This window comes from Pseudoalteromonas sp. SWXJZ94C, from assembly GCF_015864385.1.
GTDB lineage: Bacteria > Pseudomonadota > Gammaproteobacteria > Enterobacterales > Alteromonadaceae > Pseudoalteromonas.
In genome coordinates this window covers 69,781-85,818 of sequence record NZ_JADYXF010000020.1, presented here as the reverse complement: position 1 = coordinate 85,818, position 16,038 = coordinate 69,781, and the positions used below count along the sequence as shown (strand labels likewise).

At 38.3% G+C, this 16,038-nt stretch carries 16 protein-coding genes and 4 tRNA genes; 4 read left to right on the top strand and 16 right to left on the bottom strand.

What is annotated here, in order from left to right:
* Nucleotides 1–188: 188 nt before the first annotated feature.
* The 10 genes from I6F65_RS10550 to xerD all read right to left on the bottom strand — a co-directional run bounded on the left by I6F65_RS10550 (nucleotide 189) and on the right by xerD (nucleotide 7,789).
* Nucleotides 189–265, bottom strand: a tRNA-Arg gene (locus I6F65_RS10550).
* Between the two features lie 147 nt (nucleotides 266–412).
* Nucleotides 413–489, bottom strand: a tRNA-Arg gene (locus I6F65_RS10545).
* A 73-nt stretch (nucleotides 490–562) separates the two neighbouring features.
* Nucleotides 563–639: transfer RNA gene (locus I6F65_RS10540), tRNA-Arg, on the bottom strand.
* A gap of 38 nt (nucleotides 640–677) precedes the next feature.
* Nucleotides 678–770, bottom strand: a tRNA-Ser gene (locus I6F65_RS10535).
* 119 nt (nucleotides 771–889) lie between these two features.
* The gene (locus I6F65_RS10530) at nucleotides 890–1,081 is read right to left on the bottom strand and encodes a hypothetical protein (RefSeq protein WP_166108886.1); all 192 of its coding nucleotides are present in this window, start codon (nucleotides 1,079–1,081) and stop codon (nucleotides 890–892) included.
* A 384-nt stretch (nucleotides 1,082–1,465) separates the two neighbouring features.
* Nucleotides 1,466–3,001 (bottom strand): lysine--tRNA ligase, encoded by a 1,536-nt coding sequence (lysS, locus tag I6F65_RS10525; protein WP_024612780.1) that lies wholly within the window; start codon nucleotides 2,999–3,001, stop codon nucleotides 1,466–1,468.
* A 26-nt stretch (nucleotides 3,002–3,027) separates the two neighbouring features.
* Nucleotides 3,028–4,126 (bottom strand): peptide chain release factor 2 gene (gene prfB, locus I6F65_RS10520; protein ID WP_197112785.1). Its coding sequence is split into 2 segments (ribosomal slippage): nucleotides 3,028–4,050 and nucleotides 4,052–4,126, totalling 1,098 coding nucleotides; the frame shifts between segments, so codons are not numbered across the junction.
* Nucleotides 4,127–4,270: 144 nt separating this feature from the next.
* Complete coding sequence (recJ, locus tag I6F65_RS10515; protein ID WP_197112783.1) at nucleotides 4,271–5,992, bottom strand: single-stranded-DNA-specific exonuclease RecJ; 1,722 nt, start codon at nucleotides 5,990–5,992, stop codon at nucleotides 4,271–4,273.
* Between the two features lie 81 nt (nucleotides 5,993–6,073).
* On the bottom strand, nucleotides 6,074–6,802 hold the full coding sequence (dsbC, locus tag I6F65_RS10510; RefSeq protein WP_024610012.1) for a bifunctional protein-disulfide isomerase/oxidoreductase DsbC: 729 nt from the start codon (nucleotides 6,800–6,802) through the stop codon (nucleotides 6,074–6,076).
* Between the two features lie 60 nt (nucleotides 6,803–6,862).
* Nucleotides 6,863–7,789: a site-specific tyrosine recombinase XerD gene (xerD, locus tag I6F65_RS10505; RefSeq protein ID WP_024610013.1), complete on the bottom strand. Its 927-nt coding sequence runs from the start codon at nucleotides 7,787–7,789 to the stop codon at nucleotides 6,863–6,865.
* Nucleotides 7,790–7,883: 94 nt separating this feature from the next.
* Here xerD and fldB point away from each other — a divergent pair, with 94 nt between their 5' ends.
* A complete protein-coding gene (gene fldB, locus I6F65_RS10500) occupies nucleotides 7,884–8,405 on the top strand; it encodes a flavodoxin FldB (protein WP_024610014.1) in 522 nt (173 codons plus the stop codon).
* Nucleotides 8,406–8,491: 86 nt separating this feature from the next.
* Here the strand turns inward: fldB and I6F65_RS10495 are convergent, their stop codons facing one another.
* The 4 genes from I6F65_RS10495 to I6F65_RS10480 all read right to left on the bottom strand — a co-directional run bounded on the left by I6F65_RS10495 (nucleotide 8,492) and on the right by I6F65_RS10480 (nucleotide 12,180).
* Nucleotides 8,492–8,959, bottom strand: a complete 468-nt coding sequence (locus I6F65_RS10495; protein ID WP_197112781.1) for a YHS domain-containing (seleno)protein — start codon at nucleotides 8,957–8,959, stop codon at nucleotides 8,492–8,494.
* 170 nt (nucleotides 8,960–9,129) lie between these two features.
* Nucleotides 9,130–9,576 carry a DUF2147 domain-containing protein gene (locus I6F65_RS10490; protein ID WP_197112779.1) on the bottom strand — a complete coding sequence of 149 codons (447 nt, stop codon included), beginning with the start codon at nucleotides 9,574–9,576 and terminating at the stop codon, nucleotides 9,130–9,132.
* Between the two features lie 131 nt (nucleotides 9,577–9,707).
* Nucleotides 9,708–11,420, bottom strand: a complete 1,713-nt coding sequence (locus tag I6F65_RS10485) for a DUF4153 domain-containing protein (protein WP_197112777.1) — start codon at nucleotides 11,418–11,420, stop codon at nucleotides 9,708–9,710.
* A gap of 61 nt (nucleotides 11,421–11,481) precedes the next feature.
* A complete protein-coding gene (locus I6F65_RS10480; RefSeq protein ID WP_197112775.1) occupies nucleotides 11,482–12,180 on the bottom strand; it encodes a tRNA1(Val) (adenine(37)-N6)-methyltransferase in 699 nt (232 codons plus the stop codon).
* Between the two features lie 76 nt (nucleotides 12,181–12,256).
* On the opposite strand from I6F65_RS10480, the gene srmB reads away from it, so the two are divergent.
* Nucleotides 12,257–13,483, top strand: a complete 1,227-nt coding sequence (gene srmB / locus I6F65_RS10475) for an ATP-dependent RNA helicase SrmB (RefSeq protein ID WP_024610019.1) — start codon at nucleotides 12,257–12,259, stop codon at nucleotides 13,481–13,483.
* A 61-nt stretch (nucleotides 13,484–13,544) separates the two neighbouring features.
* Here the strand turns inward: srmB and I6F65_RS10470 are convergent, their stop codons facing one another.
* Complete coding sequence (locus I6F65_RS10470) at nucleotides 13,545–13,838, bottom strand: hypothetical protein (RefSeq protein ID WP_024610020.1); 294 nt, start codon at nucleotides 13,836–13,838, stop codon at nucleotides 13,545–13,547.
* 367 nt (nucleotides 13,839–14,205) lie between these two features.
* On the opposite strand from I6F65_RS10470, the gene I6F65_RS10465 reads away from it, so the two are divergent.
* A complete protein-coding gene (locus tag I6F65_RS10465; protein WP_024610022.1) occupies nucleotides 14,206–14,526 on the top strand; it encodes a BON domain-containing protein in 321 nt (106 codons plus the stop codon).
* Between the two features lie 87 nt (nucleotides 14,527–14,613).
* Here I6F65_RS10465 and I6F65_RS10460 read toward each other — a convergent pair whose 3' ends face one another.
* A complete protein-coding gene (locus tag I6F65_RS10460; protein ID WP_197112773.1) occupies nucleotides 14,614–15,297 on the bottom strand; it encodes a hypothetical protein in 684 nt (227 codons plus the stop codon).
* Nucleotides 15,298–15,419: 122 nt separating this feature from the next.
* On the opposite strand from I6F65_RS10460, the gene I6F65_RS10455 reads away from it, so the two are divergent.
* On the top strand, nucleotides 15,420–15,983 hold the full coding sequence (locus I6F65_RS10455) for a hypothetical protein (protein WP_197112772.1): 564 nt from the start codon (nucleotides 15,420–15,422) through the stop codon (nucleotides 15,981–15,983).
* The last annotated feature ends 55 nt before the right edge of the window (nucleotides 15,984–16,038 follow it).

Here is a 16,038-nt window from a genome sequence, read left to right as displayed (position 1 = left end):
GGCGCAGGAGGATTCGAACCTCCGACCGCTCGGTTCGTAGCCGAGTACTCTATCCAGCTGAGCTATGCACCCACTTTCATAGATTGCTTATTTAAACTCTAAGCAGAGCGTATAAATTCAGACATAAAAAAACCGATTTCCATCGGTTTATTTTTCTTACACTTTAAAAGCGTATGAAAACATGAAAGTGGTGGGCGCAGGAGGATTCGAACCTCCGACCGCTCGGTTCGTAGCCGAGTACTCTATCCAGCTGAGCTATGCACCCACTTTCATTTTTACTTTACTCGTTTTTACTCTAAGTGAGAGTCTATAAAGTGGTGGGCGCAGGACGTATCTTGTAAGAATGAACCTCCGACCGATTGGCTTTAGCCAATACTTTACTTTTTTATACTCTAAGTATGAGTCTATAAAGTGGTGGGCGCAGGAGGATTCGAACCTCCGACCGCTCGGTTCGTAGCCGAGTACTCTATCCAGCTGAGCTATGCACCCACTTTATAGTTTACTTATTTTAACTCTAAGTAGAGCTTTTGCTTATTTAGACTCTAAGCGAGTTATTAAAGTATGGTGGGCGCAGGAGGATTCGAACCTCCGACCGCTCGGTTCGTAGCCGAGTACTCTATCCAGCTGAGCTATGCACCCATACTTTAAAACTTTACAAAACACGCCATTAAAAGAAATGGTGGAGAGGGAGGGATTCGAACCCTCGATAGAGCTACAAACTCTATACTCCCTTAGCAGGGGAGCTCCTTCGGCCACTCGGACACCTCTCCGTCTTGTGGGGCGTATAATAAAGATTTCAGAAAATATGTCAAACACTTTTCTACCAAAAGTGGCTATATGGTTATAGATTGTCCACAAGGTTGGCTTTTAAGTGTAATTAGTTTGAAAATTAAACGTTTCCTGAATTTTTATCGGTGTTATTTACACCTAACACAGGGATTAAATCATCCGATAAGTTTGCAAGGTACTGCTCTTGGTATCCTAATTGCTGAAACTCAGCAATGCAGGCTCTATAATAATTTTGTCGAGCTTGCTCTGTTGTACAAATATCTGGCAATTCTTCAACACGTTTGTTTTTCATTTTATTATTCTAAGTCCGTTTAGTATTTATATTTAAAACCCTGAACATCTGAGGGCATCTGAATTTCAGTCATAGTGTAGTCAAAATCGATACAAACACAATATTGAATTTGAAAATAGCTATACCAAAAAGTTATAAGTATCGTTGTCGCTGATTCTAAACAACTGCACATAACAATAGGCTAATGAAACTGAATGAAATATTAACTAATACCTATAACTACTTTTAATTATCTATCTCATTTTATGCAATGAAAAGTAATTAGGGTTAGTTAGAGAGATCTCTCACAACTAATAAATACTTCTCGTACAATTCTCTATTAAACACACACAAAAACGCCGCTATTAAGCGGCGTTTATTAACTTATTTTGTTTTACCTAAAGCTTAGTCGGCTTGCGGGCGCATATGCGGGAACAAAATAACATCTTTAATTGTTGATGAATCAGTAAACAACATAACTAAACGGTCAATACCAATACCTTCACCTGCAGTTGGCGGTAAGCCGTACTCAAGTGCGCGTATGTAGTCTTCATCGTAATGCATTGCTTCATCATCGCCTGCGTCTTTCTCTTCAACTTGACGAGTAAAGCGCTCAGCTTGGTCCTGTGCATCGTTAAGCTCAGAGAAACCATTTGCAAGTTCACGACCGCCAACAAAAAACTCAAAACGGTCTGTAACAAATGCATTGTCGTCGTTACGGCGAGCTAGTGGAGAAACTTCCCACGGGTAGCCAGTAATAAACGTAGGTTGAATAAGCATGTGTTCTGCTGTTTCTTCAAATATTTCACACAAGAACTTACCTGGGCCCCAAACACAATTTTCAGGAATTTTAACGTGTACTTGTTTAGCGTACGCTTTTAATTCGTCAAAATGGTTTTCTGGGTCGTTAAATACCGCAGCATCAAACTCAGGATTATATTTTAAGATTGCGTCGCTCATGCTTAAACGTGTAAACGGTTGACCAAAGTCGTACTCAACTGAGTCAATTACTTCGCCGTTTTCGTCTTTAGTTGTATTAACTACAACAGCGCTACCTAGTACGTTTTCTGCAACCGTACGTAGCATGTCCTCGGTGATGTTCATCAGGTCGATGTAATCAGCGTATGCTTGGTAAAATTCAATCATTGTGAATTCTGGATTGTGACGCGTAGATAACCCTTCGTTACGGAAGTTACGGTTAATTTCGAATACACGGTCAAAACCACCTACCACTAAGCGCTTTAAGTAAAGCTCAGGCGCTATACGTAAGTACATGTCGATATCAAGTGCATTATGGTGAGTTACAAACGGACGTGCAGATGCACCGCCAGGTATAACCTGTAGCATTGGTGTTTCTACTTCCATAAAGTCACGGTCTGCTAAAAAGCGACGAATGCCTTCAACTACTTGTGAGCGAATACGGAATGTTTCGCGCGTTGCTTCGTTAGTAATTAAATCAACGTAACGTTGGCGGTACTTTGTTTCTTGATCCGATAAGCCATGGAATTTTTCAGGTAACGGACGAAGTGACTTAGTTAGTAGTTGGTACTCAGTCATTTCTACGTATAAATCGCCTTTACCCGATTTATTTAGTGCACCTTTAACACCAATAATATCGCCAGTGTCTAGTTGACCATATTTTTCTTTAAGATCTTTTTGAACGTCTTTAGATGCATACGCTTGTACACGACCTTTCATGTCTTGAATTACAAAAAACGGTCCACGCTTTGCTAAAATACGTCCAGCAATAGACACAACTTCTTGCATCTCTACTAATTCTTCTTTGCTCTTATCACCAAACTGGGCTTGCAAGTCAGCCGTGTAATGCTCACGACGGAATTGGTTTGGATGACCGTTGGCTGGGCAATTTTCGCGTATAGCATCTAACTTGCCGCGACGCTCAGCGATTAACTTGTTTTCGTCTTGGATTTTATCAGTCATTTTTTAGCTCTTTATTAGCTTGGTGGTTATAAGCCAGATTTAAGGCTGGCTTCAATAAATTTATCTAAGTTACCGTCAAGTACCGATTGGGTATTGCGGTTTTCAACGCCTGTTCGTAAATCTTTAATGCGTGCGTCATCAAGTACGTATGAACGAATTTGACTACCCCAACCAATATCAGATTTAGCATCTTCTTGCGTTTGTTTTTCAGCATTTTGCTGTTGTAGCTCAAGCTCAAATAATTTAGCTTTTAACTGCTTCATCGCTTGGGCTTTATTTTTATGCTGTGAACGCTCGTTTTGACACTGCACTACGGTATTTGTTGGTACGTGAGTAATACGAACCGCCGATTCGGTGGTGTTAACGTGCTGACCACCCGCACCCGAGGCACGGTAAACGTCTATACGTAGGTCTGACGGATTCATATCAATTTCAATGTTATCGTCAACTTCTGGGTATACAAACGCAGAAGCAAATGAAGTATGACGACGACCACTTGAGTCAAACGGGCTTTTACGCACTAAGCGATGCACGCCAGTTTCGGTACGTAACCAACCGTAAGCATATTCGCCAACAAAGCGAACTGTTGCGCCTTTAATACCGGCTACGTCGCCGTCGGTCGCTTCAACTAGCTCAACTTTAAAGCCTTTAGCTTCGCCCCAGCGTAAATACATACGTAGTAAAATATTACACCAGTCTTGAGCTTCAGTACCGCCAGAACCCGATTGTAAATCAAGATAAGCATCGTTTGAGTCGTGAGGACCTGAAAACATACGACGAAACTCTAAACCTTCTAACTGCTCGTTTAGATCAGCAAGTTCAGTTTGCGCTTCAACAAAGGTGTCTTCGTCTTCAGCTTCTACAGCTAGCTCAACTAAGCCTTCTACATCGTCTGTACCAGCTACAAGGTTGTCGATTGTTTCAACAACTGCTTCTAATGCTGATTTTTCACGACCAAGCGCTTGTGCGCGTTCGGGCTCATTCCATACGGCTGAATCTTCAAGTTCGGCGTTAACTTCTTCTAAGCGTTCTTGTTTAAGAGCGTAGTCAAAGGTACCCCCGAAGCAATTCAGTACGTTCGCGAATTTCCTTGATTTGATTAATCACAGGATTCACTTCAAACATGTACATCACTCCAAAATGGCTAGGTAATTGCGCCCATTTAAACGGGATTTTCGCAATAAATTATCGTCAAATGATAAAAACGCCCGATTTTAACAAAAAACCGCGCGCTTTATTAGCCTTTTATGCATGATATGTGCATATTTTTTAGTGCACTTTTTCAAGCTCTCGAACAATTAGTTGCAGGGTAAATTTACCTCTAAACTCATTTATATCGAGCTGGTACGCTACTTTTACAAATTTAGCCTCGGTATCTGGCCATTCTTTTACATCAATACCAAATGCGATGGCGTCAACTAATCGACCTGATTGATGTTTTAACACCAGCTTTAAATGCTTTTCGCCTACTATGCGCTGCTGTATTAGTTCAAATGTATGCTCAAACACCGGCTCAGGAAATTGCTGCCCCCACGGACCCGATTGCTTTAATAACTGTGCAAATTCCATAGTAAAGCACTCGTTTGGCAACTCACCGTCGGTAAACACAATGCAGCGCTTACTTTCTTCGCTAAGTTGAGCGCTAACAGCGGCATCAAACGCTATTTTAAAGTCGTTAAAATGTTGCTCGTTAATACTTAAACCGGCGGCCATTGCGTGGCCACCAAATTTATTAATTAAATGTGGATCGGCGGTATTAAGCCCTTCGAGTAAATCACGCATGTGCAGCCCTTCAATAGAGCGGCATGAGCCTTTTATTTCACCATTTTCGCCACCAGCAAATATAACGGTAGGTCGATGGTACTTTTCTTTTAAACGACCAGCCAAAATACCAATAACACCTTGGTGCCAATCATCTTGAAACAAGCAGATAGCATCAGGAATGTTACTATCGTTAAATGCGAGCTTATCAAGTACTGCTTGTGCCTCGGCTTGCATGCCTTGTTCTATTTCTCGCCTTGCAAAGTTTAAGCTGTCGAGCTCGCCCGCTATACTACGCGCTTGGTTTATATCGGTGCTGAGCAAGCACGCTATACCCAAACTCATGTCGTCCAATCGCCCTGCCGCGTTTAAACGTGGGGCAAGCGAAAAACCAAAATCACTGGCACTTAAACGTGAGGCATTACGATTTGCCACTTCAATAAGCGCGGTAATACCAGGGCGTGTTTTACCACTGCGAATACGGGCCAAACCTTGGTGTACTAACGTACGATTATTTGCATCAAGTGCGACTACATCGGCTACAGTGCCAAGCGCTACAATGTCGAGTAAATTAGCTAAATTAGGTGGTGGTTGTTGCTCAAAATAACCCAAATCTCGCATTACGCTTCTCAGCGCAATTAATAAGTAAAAAGCAACACCAACGCCTGCTATCGATTTAGACGGGAAATCACATTCGTGCCTGTTTGGGTTTACTATTGCATCAGCATTTGGCAGTTGCTCACCTTGTAAGTGGTGATCTGTTACGAGTACTTTTATACCAACCGCTTTTAAAATATCAATACCGGCAATACACGATATACCATTATCTACGGTGATCACTAAGTCAGGTTTTATTTGTACTATTTGCTCTGCAAGCGCGGGGCTCAAGCCATAACCTAAGCTAAAACGATCCGGAATTAAGTAATCTAAATGCTTAAAGCCAAACATTTCCAAACCTTGCATTAAGGTTGCAGTACTGGTTGCGCCATCAGCATCAAAGTCGCCAACTATTAAAATATGGCTTTGTGCTTTTAATGCCTCAATTAATAAGTCGCTAGCTTTGTCTATGTCTTTAAACAATTTAAAGTCATGAAGCGTTGCTACACTATTGTTTAGCTCATCGGCATTGAACACATTACGATTGGCATAAATTTGTTTAATTACAGGGTGTAAATGACTCGGTAAATGCGAATCGTCAATATTTTCTCGCGCAATGATCAGTTTTTTCATGCAGGGTTTTTACTTATTTAGTCGTATTTAAAAGACAAAAAAAGGCCATTAAGGCCTTTTTAATAATAACTAAGCGTTTAATTACGAAGCTTTGTTAGCTTCTAATGCCGCTTTTAGTGCTGCAGCTGGCTGATAACCTGGGATCATCGTACCATCTTCTAAAACAATTGCTGGTGTACCGCTAATGCCAAAACTTTGACCAAGCTGATAATGCTCAGCTACAGGCGCGTTACAACCTTTAATTACTTTAGTATCTACGCCCGATTTAGCTTCTGTAAGTGCTTCTTGCTGATCTTTAGCACACCATACATTCATTAAATCTGCATAACCAGAACCTTGCAACCCACCACGTGGAAACGCAAGATACTTAACAGTAATGCCTTCATCAAGTAAATCGTCTAGTTCACGGTGCAATTTACGACAGTAGCCACAACTAATATCCGTAAATACGGTAATGCTGTGTTTTTCGTTTGGTGCTTTGTACACAATCATCGAATCTTCGTATTCTTTAAGACCTTCAACACGCACACCGTTAAGCGCTTGCTCTGTTAGGTTATTACGATTATTTAAATCGATCAGTGTACCTTGCATTAAAAATTGACCATCTGGGCTTGCATAAAGCACGCCTTTGTTAGTGATCAGTTCTTTTAAACCCTCAACAGGGCTTGGGTTAATTTGCTTAACGGTAACGCCAAGCTCGGCAAATTTAGTAACAATAGGATCATTAGCATCTGGTGTTACAGCAACGCCATTTGCAAATGCACTAATACTTGTGCACAACATGGCACTTGCTAACATTAATTTTTTCATAATTCTCTCTATTCTAAAAATACTTATAAATTGACCAGCTTAGTGATAATAAATTTCAAATTAAGCGCGCGGATGATGCTGCGCGTGTACGGATTTTAATCGTTCATTAGCAACATGAGTATAAATTTGCGTGGTTGATAAATCGCTATGGCCCAACATCATTTGTACCACACGTAAATCTGCCCCATGATTTAATAAATGCGTAGCGAAAGCATGGCGCATAGTATGAGGCGATAATGGAGACTCAACCGATGCCAAAATAGCATAGTGTTTAATTCTATGCCAAAAAGTTTGTCGAGTCATGCCTACACCACGCTTAGACGGAAATACGAAATCGGTAGCGTGTTTTATCATTTGCGCACGGCCAACCTTTAAAAATTGCTCAAGCCAGTACATTGCTTCTTCGCCAAAGGGCACTAAACGCTCTTTATTACCTTTACCTTTTACAAACACTACCGCTTGGCGCAAATTAACTTGCTCCATTCTAAGCCCTACTAATTCGCTAACACGCAAACCCGTTGCATAAAGTAGCTCAAGCATGGCTTTATCGCGAAGTCCCATTGCTTCATCTGTATTTGGGGCAGCAAGCAATGCCTCTACCTCAGCCTCAGACAATGTTTTAGGTAACGACTGCCCCGCTTTTGGCTGTGAAATATTCAGCATAGGGGTGTCACTAATTACTTTTTCACGCACAAAGTATTGATAAAAGCGTTTTAGCGCACTAATGCTACGCGCAGTGCTACGAGGTTTTAATCCTAAATCGACTCGGTGTGCTAGGTAGCTTTCTACATCAAGCCCGGTTACCGTCATTAAGTTTTCGCCTTTTAAAAACAGGCAAAATTTATCTAAATCACTTCGATAAGCACTTAATGTGTTTTCGCTTACACCTTGCTCTAAGTACAGGCTGTCTAAAAAATTTTCTAGGTAGTCGCTGTTACTACTCATGCCACTATTATTTTCGGGGAAATTATCAGATAGCGTTGTCACATTGTGCTCTCATGCTTTGCTAAGGTATCAATTAAAAATACCTTACGGTAAACTTGAGCTTATCATATCAGGCAATTACACAGTGATAAATACGATGCAAATTGGTTTATTTTTTGGTTCTACTACGTGCTACACCGAAATGGCTGCAGAAAAAATTCGAGACATTATTGGCGCCGATATAGTTACCTTACATAATATTAAAGACGAACCACTAAAAAATGCAGAGCAGTACGACTTCATCATTTTTGGTATTTCAACATGGGATTTTGGTGAAATACAAGAAGACTGGGAGTCAAAGTGGGACGACATTGCAGACGTAAACCTAAATGGTAAAACCATTGCCTTATTTGGCATGGGCGATCAACAAGGTTACGGGCAGTGGTTCCAAGATGCGCTAGGCATGCTTCACGATGAAATAAATACACAAACATTTACCCAACTTGGTTTTTGGCCAAACGATAGTAGCTACGAGTTTGAAGCTTCAAAAGCGCTAACGCCCGACAACAAACAATTTGTAGGGCTCGCACTCGACGAAGATAGCCAGTACGAACTAAGCGACGACCGCATTGCAACATGGGTTGAACAGGTAATGACTGAATATGGCGAAACGCTTTAATTAATAAGCTAATAAATAAAAAGCAAAAAGCAAAAAGCCCGCAACTAGTTTAGTTGCGGGCTTTTTAGTTAATATTAATTAAAAATTTACTTAAACGTCATCACGTTTGTTGTTTGTGGGTAATATCCATCAGCCATAACAATATACGGCACTAAATTACTTAACCATTTTTGCTGTACGCTTTCGCTGTAGTTTAAGTAAAGCTTATCTTCATGAATATAAAATGCTTCAGGGTCTATACCTACAGCGTTACCTTCATCAGCCATTGCATAAGCACACCATCCACCATATTGCGGTGCATAACGTTTTGGCTCTTTTTCAAATAGTGCTTTATTTTCTGCGCTTGCAAAATGCCAGTCGGCACCTAAATAGCTTACAGAGTAATTATCATTGCCTTTAACTGCTTTATTTTGCGTAAAGTAAGCAACGGTATCGTAGCCTTTAATGGCTGTGTTATTAAACCAACCTGTATTAACAGCGTCATCTTTTGCGCTAGCAACGCCGCTTATTAACAGCGTGCTTAGCATTATTAAAGCAACTACGTACTTAATCATATTTTACCCTTTATTATTTGTTCAAAACTGAATGCCAATTAAATATAGCTGGCTTAAACAATAAGAAAGGCAAAACGAATAAATGATTTCATACAGAGGTCAATTTTTTATATATAGCAGCCACTTTAAAGTCGATTTAAGCGTACTTAATAAAGTTTTTGTAATAAGCCTTATTCGACTTTTACCCAATATTGATTACGATAAAAAAAGCCGATATAGCCTCGTACTTCAAGTGTTTTTCCATCAGCTTGTGGCGTTAGTTGTACGGTGTAAGTTTTACCATTAGTGGGGTCGAGTATTTCTCCGTCGCCCCATACGCCATCATCCTCAGCTTTAACATCCTTAATAATAGTCATACCTAAAATAGACTGGTCTTTTAAATTACCCTCGCATTCGGTGCATTTATCTTTTTGTTTTGTTGGATCAATGATTTTGTCAACGGTGCCGCTTAATACACCATCAGTTTGTGTAATACGCACATACGATTTAGCTTGGTTTGTATCCTCGTCAATCGTTTTCCAAAGCCCTACTGGAGTGGGTGCAGAAAACGCGCTTTGACTTACAAAAACGATAGTTGACAATGCACCAACTAAAGCTACTTTATATAACATTTTCATTGTGTTGCCTTTGTTTTAAGTGGCTAATAATTCAATCATAACAGTCGTTATATAAATACACTACAAAAGAGCAGACTAAACAAAACACGGTATGTTTTGTTTAGGCTTAAATTTAAAGTACGTAAAATAAACTACCTAGACATTTCAAAATAAACATCACCTATTTTCAAGTCTGAATATTCGGGTTCAACTATAAATATTTCATCGTTATCAATAATAGTTTTAAGTAATTTAACGTGTTCTGGGTTTTCAACATTAATATATCTTGAGACCCAAACTCCAGAGTCGAGTGACCAAAAATATGCAGATGTATAGTCATTTCTCTCATTAATAAGGATAAATTCTAATTCGTCATCTTTATTTAAATCGATCCCAATAAAATAAAAGCTACTTTCTTTTAGTGAATTACGACCGTGAGAATAATACTCAGAAAAAGCCATCTCAATTAAATCTTGAGGAATTAGATCTCGTGAAGGCCAAAATGTACTTTGTTTAATAAAGTCATCGACAGTACCCATTTGTGTTGAGGTAAATTCATCATTTGCATACATTCTATCAATAGTAGTGTATTGCTCTGGGTGACTCGTTTTAATCTTCTGTTTTAATAACTGCATAGCCAAATAACCTTGACGACCCAAGCTGTGCTCAAAATAATAATAATCAAACTCTTCAATTGTTACTTTACCGTCATCTAAGCGCCCTATTTGGCTTTGAGCAGATAAACTTTGAAAATTTAATAGAGGAGAATTAACAGCAAGCATACTTACAAGTACAACCCAGCCCATCACAATATTTATTTTGCTAAGCGGCTCTAGCCAATTGTCTCTTTTTGCTATAATTCCAACAAGATAACTAAACGAAAAACACGCCAACAAAAACCAAATTAAAATACCCCAACAACGATCTACCGTTAGCCCATGCTGTTCAATTCGCTGATAAATACCATAAGCCGAAATAACACTATAAACGGGAAGTAACGCAACGCTTATAAAAACAAGTCGATGTAATATTAGGTGATAAGGACGAACTGATGACTCATCTTTATAAACGGTATTAACAAAAAACAACGTAAGCACTTGCAACCACATGACTAATAAACTGCCACTTCCGGTTTCCCATAATTTACTGAGTCCGGTAAAAGGGAGTGTTGCTAAAAAACTAAGAGAAATAACCGATAAAACAGGCAGTAAAAACTTAATTAAAGTTTGCAGTAAAAAAGCGATATTATCTTCAACGTTCAAAAGCTTTCTAAATATGACACTCGCAAAGGCAAATGCGAGCGTTAAAGTCGGGATCCAAAACCACTCATTTCTTAATAACTCAGAGAAAAAATTAATATCTAAAATATCAAATAAAGCGGCACCTAAATTGAGTATTCCCCAAAAAATAAGTACAAACAGCCAACATTCTGCAAAAATTATAAAATTACGCCAAGACAGCTTAAATAAGCTGCTGTAGCTAATACTTACCGAGCTGCCAAATTGCTGTATGTACATTAAGCCTTTAAAGCCAGCTATAAGCACTGTAAAAATAAAAACAGAAGTTAAATCGCCATTACTCACATACTCCTGAGGTTCTTGCTGAAAACCAACATAAGCACCGAGCAAAGACAACAATAAAGAAAAGGGCAAAATTAAAATTAATGCACTTTTTATATTGCTCTTATTAACGCTCATCAACACTAATAAAGGAAAACTCATAGAAAATGTAATTAACGATATTAACCACACAGGGTTTGTTGCTGGCCATATATTGTTTTCTATACTGCTATACAAAAGAGTAAGCGCAATAGCTTGCAGTACTGCAAGTGTAATTATAAAGGGTTTAGGTAACTGATTGTCCATATCTGTTCTCTGTCATAAATTTTGATCAGTTTGCGTTATTTGTTCCTATTATACAATTACCCTACATTTTCAAATAAAATGCTTTGCACAGTGCTGTATAATCAACGCTATAGCTATTATCAATCTCACGAATACAGAGGGTTGATTCACTAAAATCACCGTCAATATAACTAAATGTCATTAAACTGCGGCTAACGTCTTTATTAGGTGTGGCTTTTACTTGGCAGTGCGTATTTAAATAAAGCCCATTTTGACTAGCAAGCTCAATAAACAATACACCTTCAACACTCGGTAATATTAAGCTAAAACGAGATTTATTATGGCTTAAACGTTTAAACGCATTTATTAACTCTTCAAAACTTAGCCCATCAGTATGGCGTGCGGTATTACGCGCAGCATTATTGCCTTTTAAACTGTGATTAAAATATGGCGGATTAGAAATAACCACATCAAACAAAGTGTCACTGTTAAAGCTTTGGATGGTTTGATGCTTAACATTTATTGTTGGCCACGGACTACTCGCTACATTTTGCAATGCTTGAGTATGGGCACTTTTGTCAATTTCTACTGCGGTGATAGCGAGTTCTGGATTGCGCTGTTTACACATTAACGCCAACAAACCCGTGCCTGTACCTATATCAAGTAACGACTTTGCATTGTTTAAATTAGCCCATGCACCAAGTAAAATTCCATCCGTAGAAACCTTCATTGCACACTGTTCGTGTTCAACCTTAAATTGTTTAAATGCAAAACCAGACATTTTTTCACCTTTTCGTTCACCAACTGGTGGATAGCGCGTATAATTGCAGGTAATTGTCCCTTATTTTAGACACTCTATGCAATTTTCTGACTTTGATCTTGATAACAAGTTACTCGACGCGATTAATAAAATGGGGTACGAAACCCCAACAAGTATTCAGCAACAAGCTATTCCTGAAGCGCTTCAGGGGCGTGATGTTTTAGCATCTGCACCGACTGGCACAGGTAAAACAGCTGCATTTTTAATTCCAGCTATTCAATATTTATTAGATTTTCCACGTCGTGATCCTGGTTTTGCACGTGTACTTGTAATGACCCCAACACGTGAGCTAGCTTATCAAATTCATGAGCAATGTGAGCTTCTTGCCAAGCGTACAAACCTAAAAGTAGGTGTGGTAACGGGTGGCATTAACTATGGCACGCACAAAGAAATTTTTGAAAAAAATAACGATATATTAATCGCCACACCAGGGCGTTTAATGGAATACCTAGAAACCGAAAATTTTCATGCTGAACATGTAGAGATGCTTATTATTGATGAAGCCGATCGCATGCTAGACATGGGCTTTAAAAAAGAAATGAAACGTATTTGTGACGAAGCTAGAAATCGTCGCCAGTGCTTTTTATTCTCAGCAACGCTTGAGGGCGATAGCGTTGAGCGATTTGCAGAAACAACGCTAAACGATCCAGCATTGCTTGAAGCAGAATCATCTCGCAAAGAAAAAGCAAAAATTCATCAGTGGGTACATTTAGCCGACGATTATCATCATAAGCTTGAGTTGTTAGTTAATACGCTCAAAAACCCTGACGTTACTAAAGCAATTGTATTTGTTAAAACACGTGAGCGCCTAGAAACACTGATTGGTGAACTTACAACCAATGATGTAAAAGCGGCTTGGTTACGTGGCGAAATGCCGCAAGACAAACGTATGAAAGCCATGGAAAACTTCCATAGCGGTAAAACACGTATATTAGTTGCAACCGATGTAGCTGCGCGTGGCATTGATGTATCTGACATTAGCCATGTTATTAACTTTGATTTACCACGTACTGCCGATATATACGTACACCGAATTGGTCGTACTGGTCGTGCTGGTAAAAAGGGCATTGCTATATCAATGGTAGAAGCACACGATATTGGCATTTTATATAAAATAGAACGCTATATTGAGCAAAAGCTTAAACGTCGTGTAATTAAAGGTGTGGAGCCCAAGCATAAAGAAGCTAAGCCACCTGCTAAAAAGCGTAAAGATCCAGTAAAAATGAAAGCCAAGAAAAAGGCTAAGGTTAAAAAGAAAAAATAACCTAAAACATTTTTATACTAAGCCGGCTTTTGTCGGCTTTTTAATGCGACTAGCTCATTTATTATAAGGTTTTTTCTGTCCACTTTTCAAAACGTTCAGCTGCTGATTCAGCAACAACTACTTCAACTGGATTAACCCAGCAAGGAATACGATTTCGATTAAGTATGGCTATTTCTAGCTTTTCCCCTGATACAGAAGTACACCGAGAGCCCCCAAGTCCTCTTAAATTTCGCAGCCATAATTCACCTTGAAAGTAATATGAATGCCCATTTTTAGTTAACTTTATGAGTTCAATAGTAACTTTTTTATTTTCCCAACCTATATAGGCTAAAAGCTCACGGTAATTATGCGCCATATAAATAATCCATTACACTGTATAAGCATATATTTACACAAAGCTTTAGTGAAAAAAAGCTTGCCGTTAAAAGCTTCGCATCTACGAGACAGTGCCTACAGAAACCGCATCTACAAATACAAAGCCTGTAAAGACAGTACCCACAAAGCCTACACCCATTATATTTGTACCTGTAACAAATGTAATCAGATCATGTAACCCATACTCACTTTTATGTAAAAATTGCCCACCTGAATTCTCCCTTAATAAAATATCTTTTAATTTCAAGCAATTAAATGTGGCATTGAAATTGTAATAACAAGGATAACTCAGTCGTTAAAATTTAAAAGATGGCTGCACTCTTTAACCGTAATGTAAGGATTAAGTTATGAACCGCTTCAAGTTAACTATCGCTTTAGTATCATTTTGTTGTTTATTTTTATTAGCTTGCGCTACAAAAGTAAGTGCAGCAACAAGCGTGATCCTAGTAAGCACTGTTGCTACGCAACCTAACTTGCAGCAAACAATTACTCATACCTTACGTACCAATCCTAACTTAGTGTTAAGCGATATTCGTGTGCAGGTTAAAAACGGTGAAGTAGATTTATATGGCGAAGCGCAAACGGGCTTTCAGCGCGCATTAGCTCAAAAGTTTTTAGAAAATATGGATGGGGTAAAAATCATTCGTAACAAAATTAGCGTTATTTAATACGCACTACATAAACCTATTTGTATAACTAATTCATAAGCGCTGCTTGTTACTCCAAAACAAGCGGCGCTTTTTTATTGTGTATAGTTATTTTAATTCTTCTAATTGTTTAGCTACATCACTTATTTTAAAACTACTTTTTTGTGAATAATAACTATCTACAAATACTTCTTCAAAACTGCTTACTGTAGAATTTTCATTTAGCTCAAAGGGAAAACCCTTAAGTTCCTTTGTTTTTGGGTTAAACTTATAAACAAAATTGTCACCACTTAAACCTGCAGAAAAAACATACTGTTCATTATTTAACCACCCACCGGTTTGATGAAACAAACCGATATTAAACTGGTTAGTTGTTTGATGAAGTCCAATCTTGAGTATATGCCTTTCATTAAATGCAGACTTAGTTATTTCAATAGTTGGTAAAAACCAAAAACCTTGGGTGTCCCCTGCAAAAACGGCTAAATATTCGTTATCTGGTGACCACGTGATGAAGCTACTTTCATAACTTTTTCTAGGGCATAAAACATCACCTGAGCTACAAAATTCTCGTAACTTCTGTTTTTCAATATATACCGCTTTATTTGGTAAGCTTAATGTAGAGGTAAGGTTTTTATTTTTATCGTGAAAAAGTATTTCAGCGGTATTGTTATCTACGTTTAACTCATAACTCACATCATATTTAGCATTATATTCGTTACCTACTGAAATAAAGCTAATAACTAGGCTTGAAAATAAAATTATTTTTGTAAACCATTTAATCTTTAACTTCATTTGTTTGTAATCCTAATATCTAAAAAATACACCTTGTATAACCAATAATTGCATAATAAATAGATAAAAAGGAAACTTACCTTATAAAAATACGTAATAAAATCTGCTGGAGAAAATAATTAATGAATAAAGAAAAGTTACTTGAACTAATTACAAATCCGATTGAAAACGATTACTTCCCTGGTAAATTTTTAGATGAATGCAAAGCATTTAAAGACTTAGATTATAATGAGCCTGTTACTCTTAAAAATGAAATATTTAACCAGTTTCGACAGACCGTAAACAATAAATGGCACTCTTGGCTAGAAGCATACATTCAGCTAAATAATGCTGGTAAGTTCCCTTTTCTATGGCCATTCAGTCAAAGTATGATTGGCTTTGACTTTAAATATGAATTAGACGACTTTAAAAGTGAAGACGAGTTTTTTTCTTTAGGCTCAGATCCCTCTGGCGACTGGTTTGTCATGACAACACAAAATGAGTCAACAATTCATTTGTGTGATCATCACGTGTACGATCTATATGATATGTGGATAAATCCAAATCATTTACTTGCATGGGCAGCACGTTTAGTTATAGCTGATGAAAATAAACTAACTCAAAATGAGATACTTGCTTACTGGGATAATAGAGACGATAAAGTAGAAAGAGGAACTATTGAGCGAATAACGTGTGAACTAAACTAATTAAAAAGCGCATTTTTACTCTGTAAAAATGCGCAGTTACTAAGTAACTATTTCC

Bases quoted from the DNA above. Each gene is read 5' to 3' on its own strand.
- I6F65_RS10530 (WP_166108886.1), bottom strand. From the start codon at position 1,081: ATGAAAAACAAACGTGTTGAAGAATTGCCAGATATTTGTACAACAGAG.
- lysS (WP_024612780.1), bottom strand. From the start codon at position 3,001: ATGACTGATAAAATCCAAGACGAAAACAAGTTAATCGCTGAGCGTCGC.
- recJ (WP_197112783.1), bottom strand. From the start codon at position 5,992: ATGAAAAAACTGATCATTGCGCGAGAAAATATTGACGATTCGCATTTA.
- dsbC (WP_024610012.1), bottom strand. From the start codon at position 6,802: ATGAAAAAATTAATGTTAGCAAGTGCCATGTTGTGCACAAGTATTAGT.
- fldB (WP_024610014.1), top strand. From the start codon at position 7,884: ATGCAAATTGGTTTATTTTTTGGTTCTACTACGTGCTACACCGAAATG.
- I6F65_RS10495 (WP_197112781.1), bottom strand. From the start codon at position 8,959: ATGATTAAGTACGTAGTTGCTTTAATAATGCTAAGCACGCTGTTAATA.
- I6F65_RS10490 (WP_197112779.1), bottom strand. From the start codon at position 9,576: ATGAAAATGTTATATAAAGTAGCTTTAGTTGGTGCATTGTCAACTATC.
- I6F65_RS10485 (WP_197112777.1), bottom strand. From the start codon at position 11,420: ATGGACAATCAGTTACCTAAACCCTTTATAATTACACTTGCAGTACTG.
- I6F65_RS10480 (WP_197112775.1), bottom strand. From the start codon at position 12,180: ATGTCTGGTTTTGCATTTAAACAATTTAAGGTTGAACACGAACAGTGT.
- srmB (WP_024610019.1), top strand. From the start codon at position 12,257: ATGCAATTTTCTGACTTTGATCTTGATAACAAGTTACTCGACGCGATT.
- I6F65_RS10470 (WP_024610020.1), bottom strand. From the start codon at position 13,838: ATGGCGCATAATTACCGTGAGCTTTTAGCCTATATAGGTTGGGAAAAT.
- I6F65_RS10465 (WP_024610022.1), top strand. From the start codon at position 14,206: ATGAACCGCTTCAAGTTAACTATCGCTTTAGTATCATTTTGTTGTTTA.
- I6F65_RS10460 (WP_197112773.1), bottom strand. From the start codon at position 15,297: ATGAAGTTAAAGATTAAATGGTTTACAAAAATAATTTTATTTTCAAGC.
- I6F65_RS10455 (WP_197112772.1), top strand. From the start codon at position 15,420: ATGAATAAAGAAAAGTTACTTGAACTAATTACAAATCCGATTGAAAAC.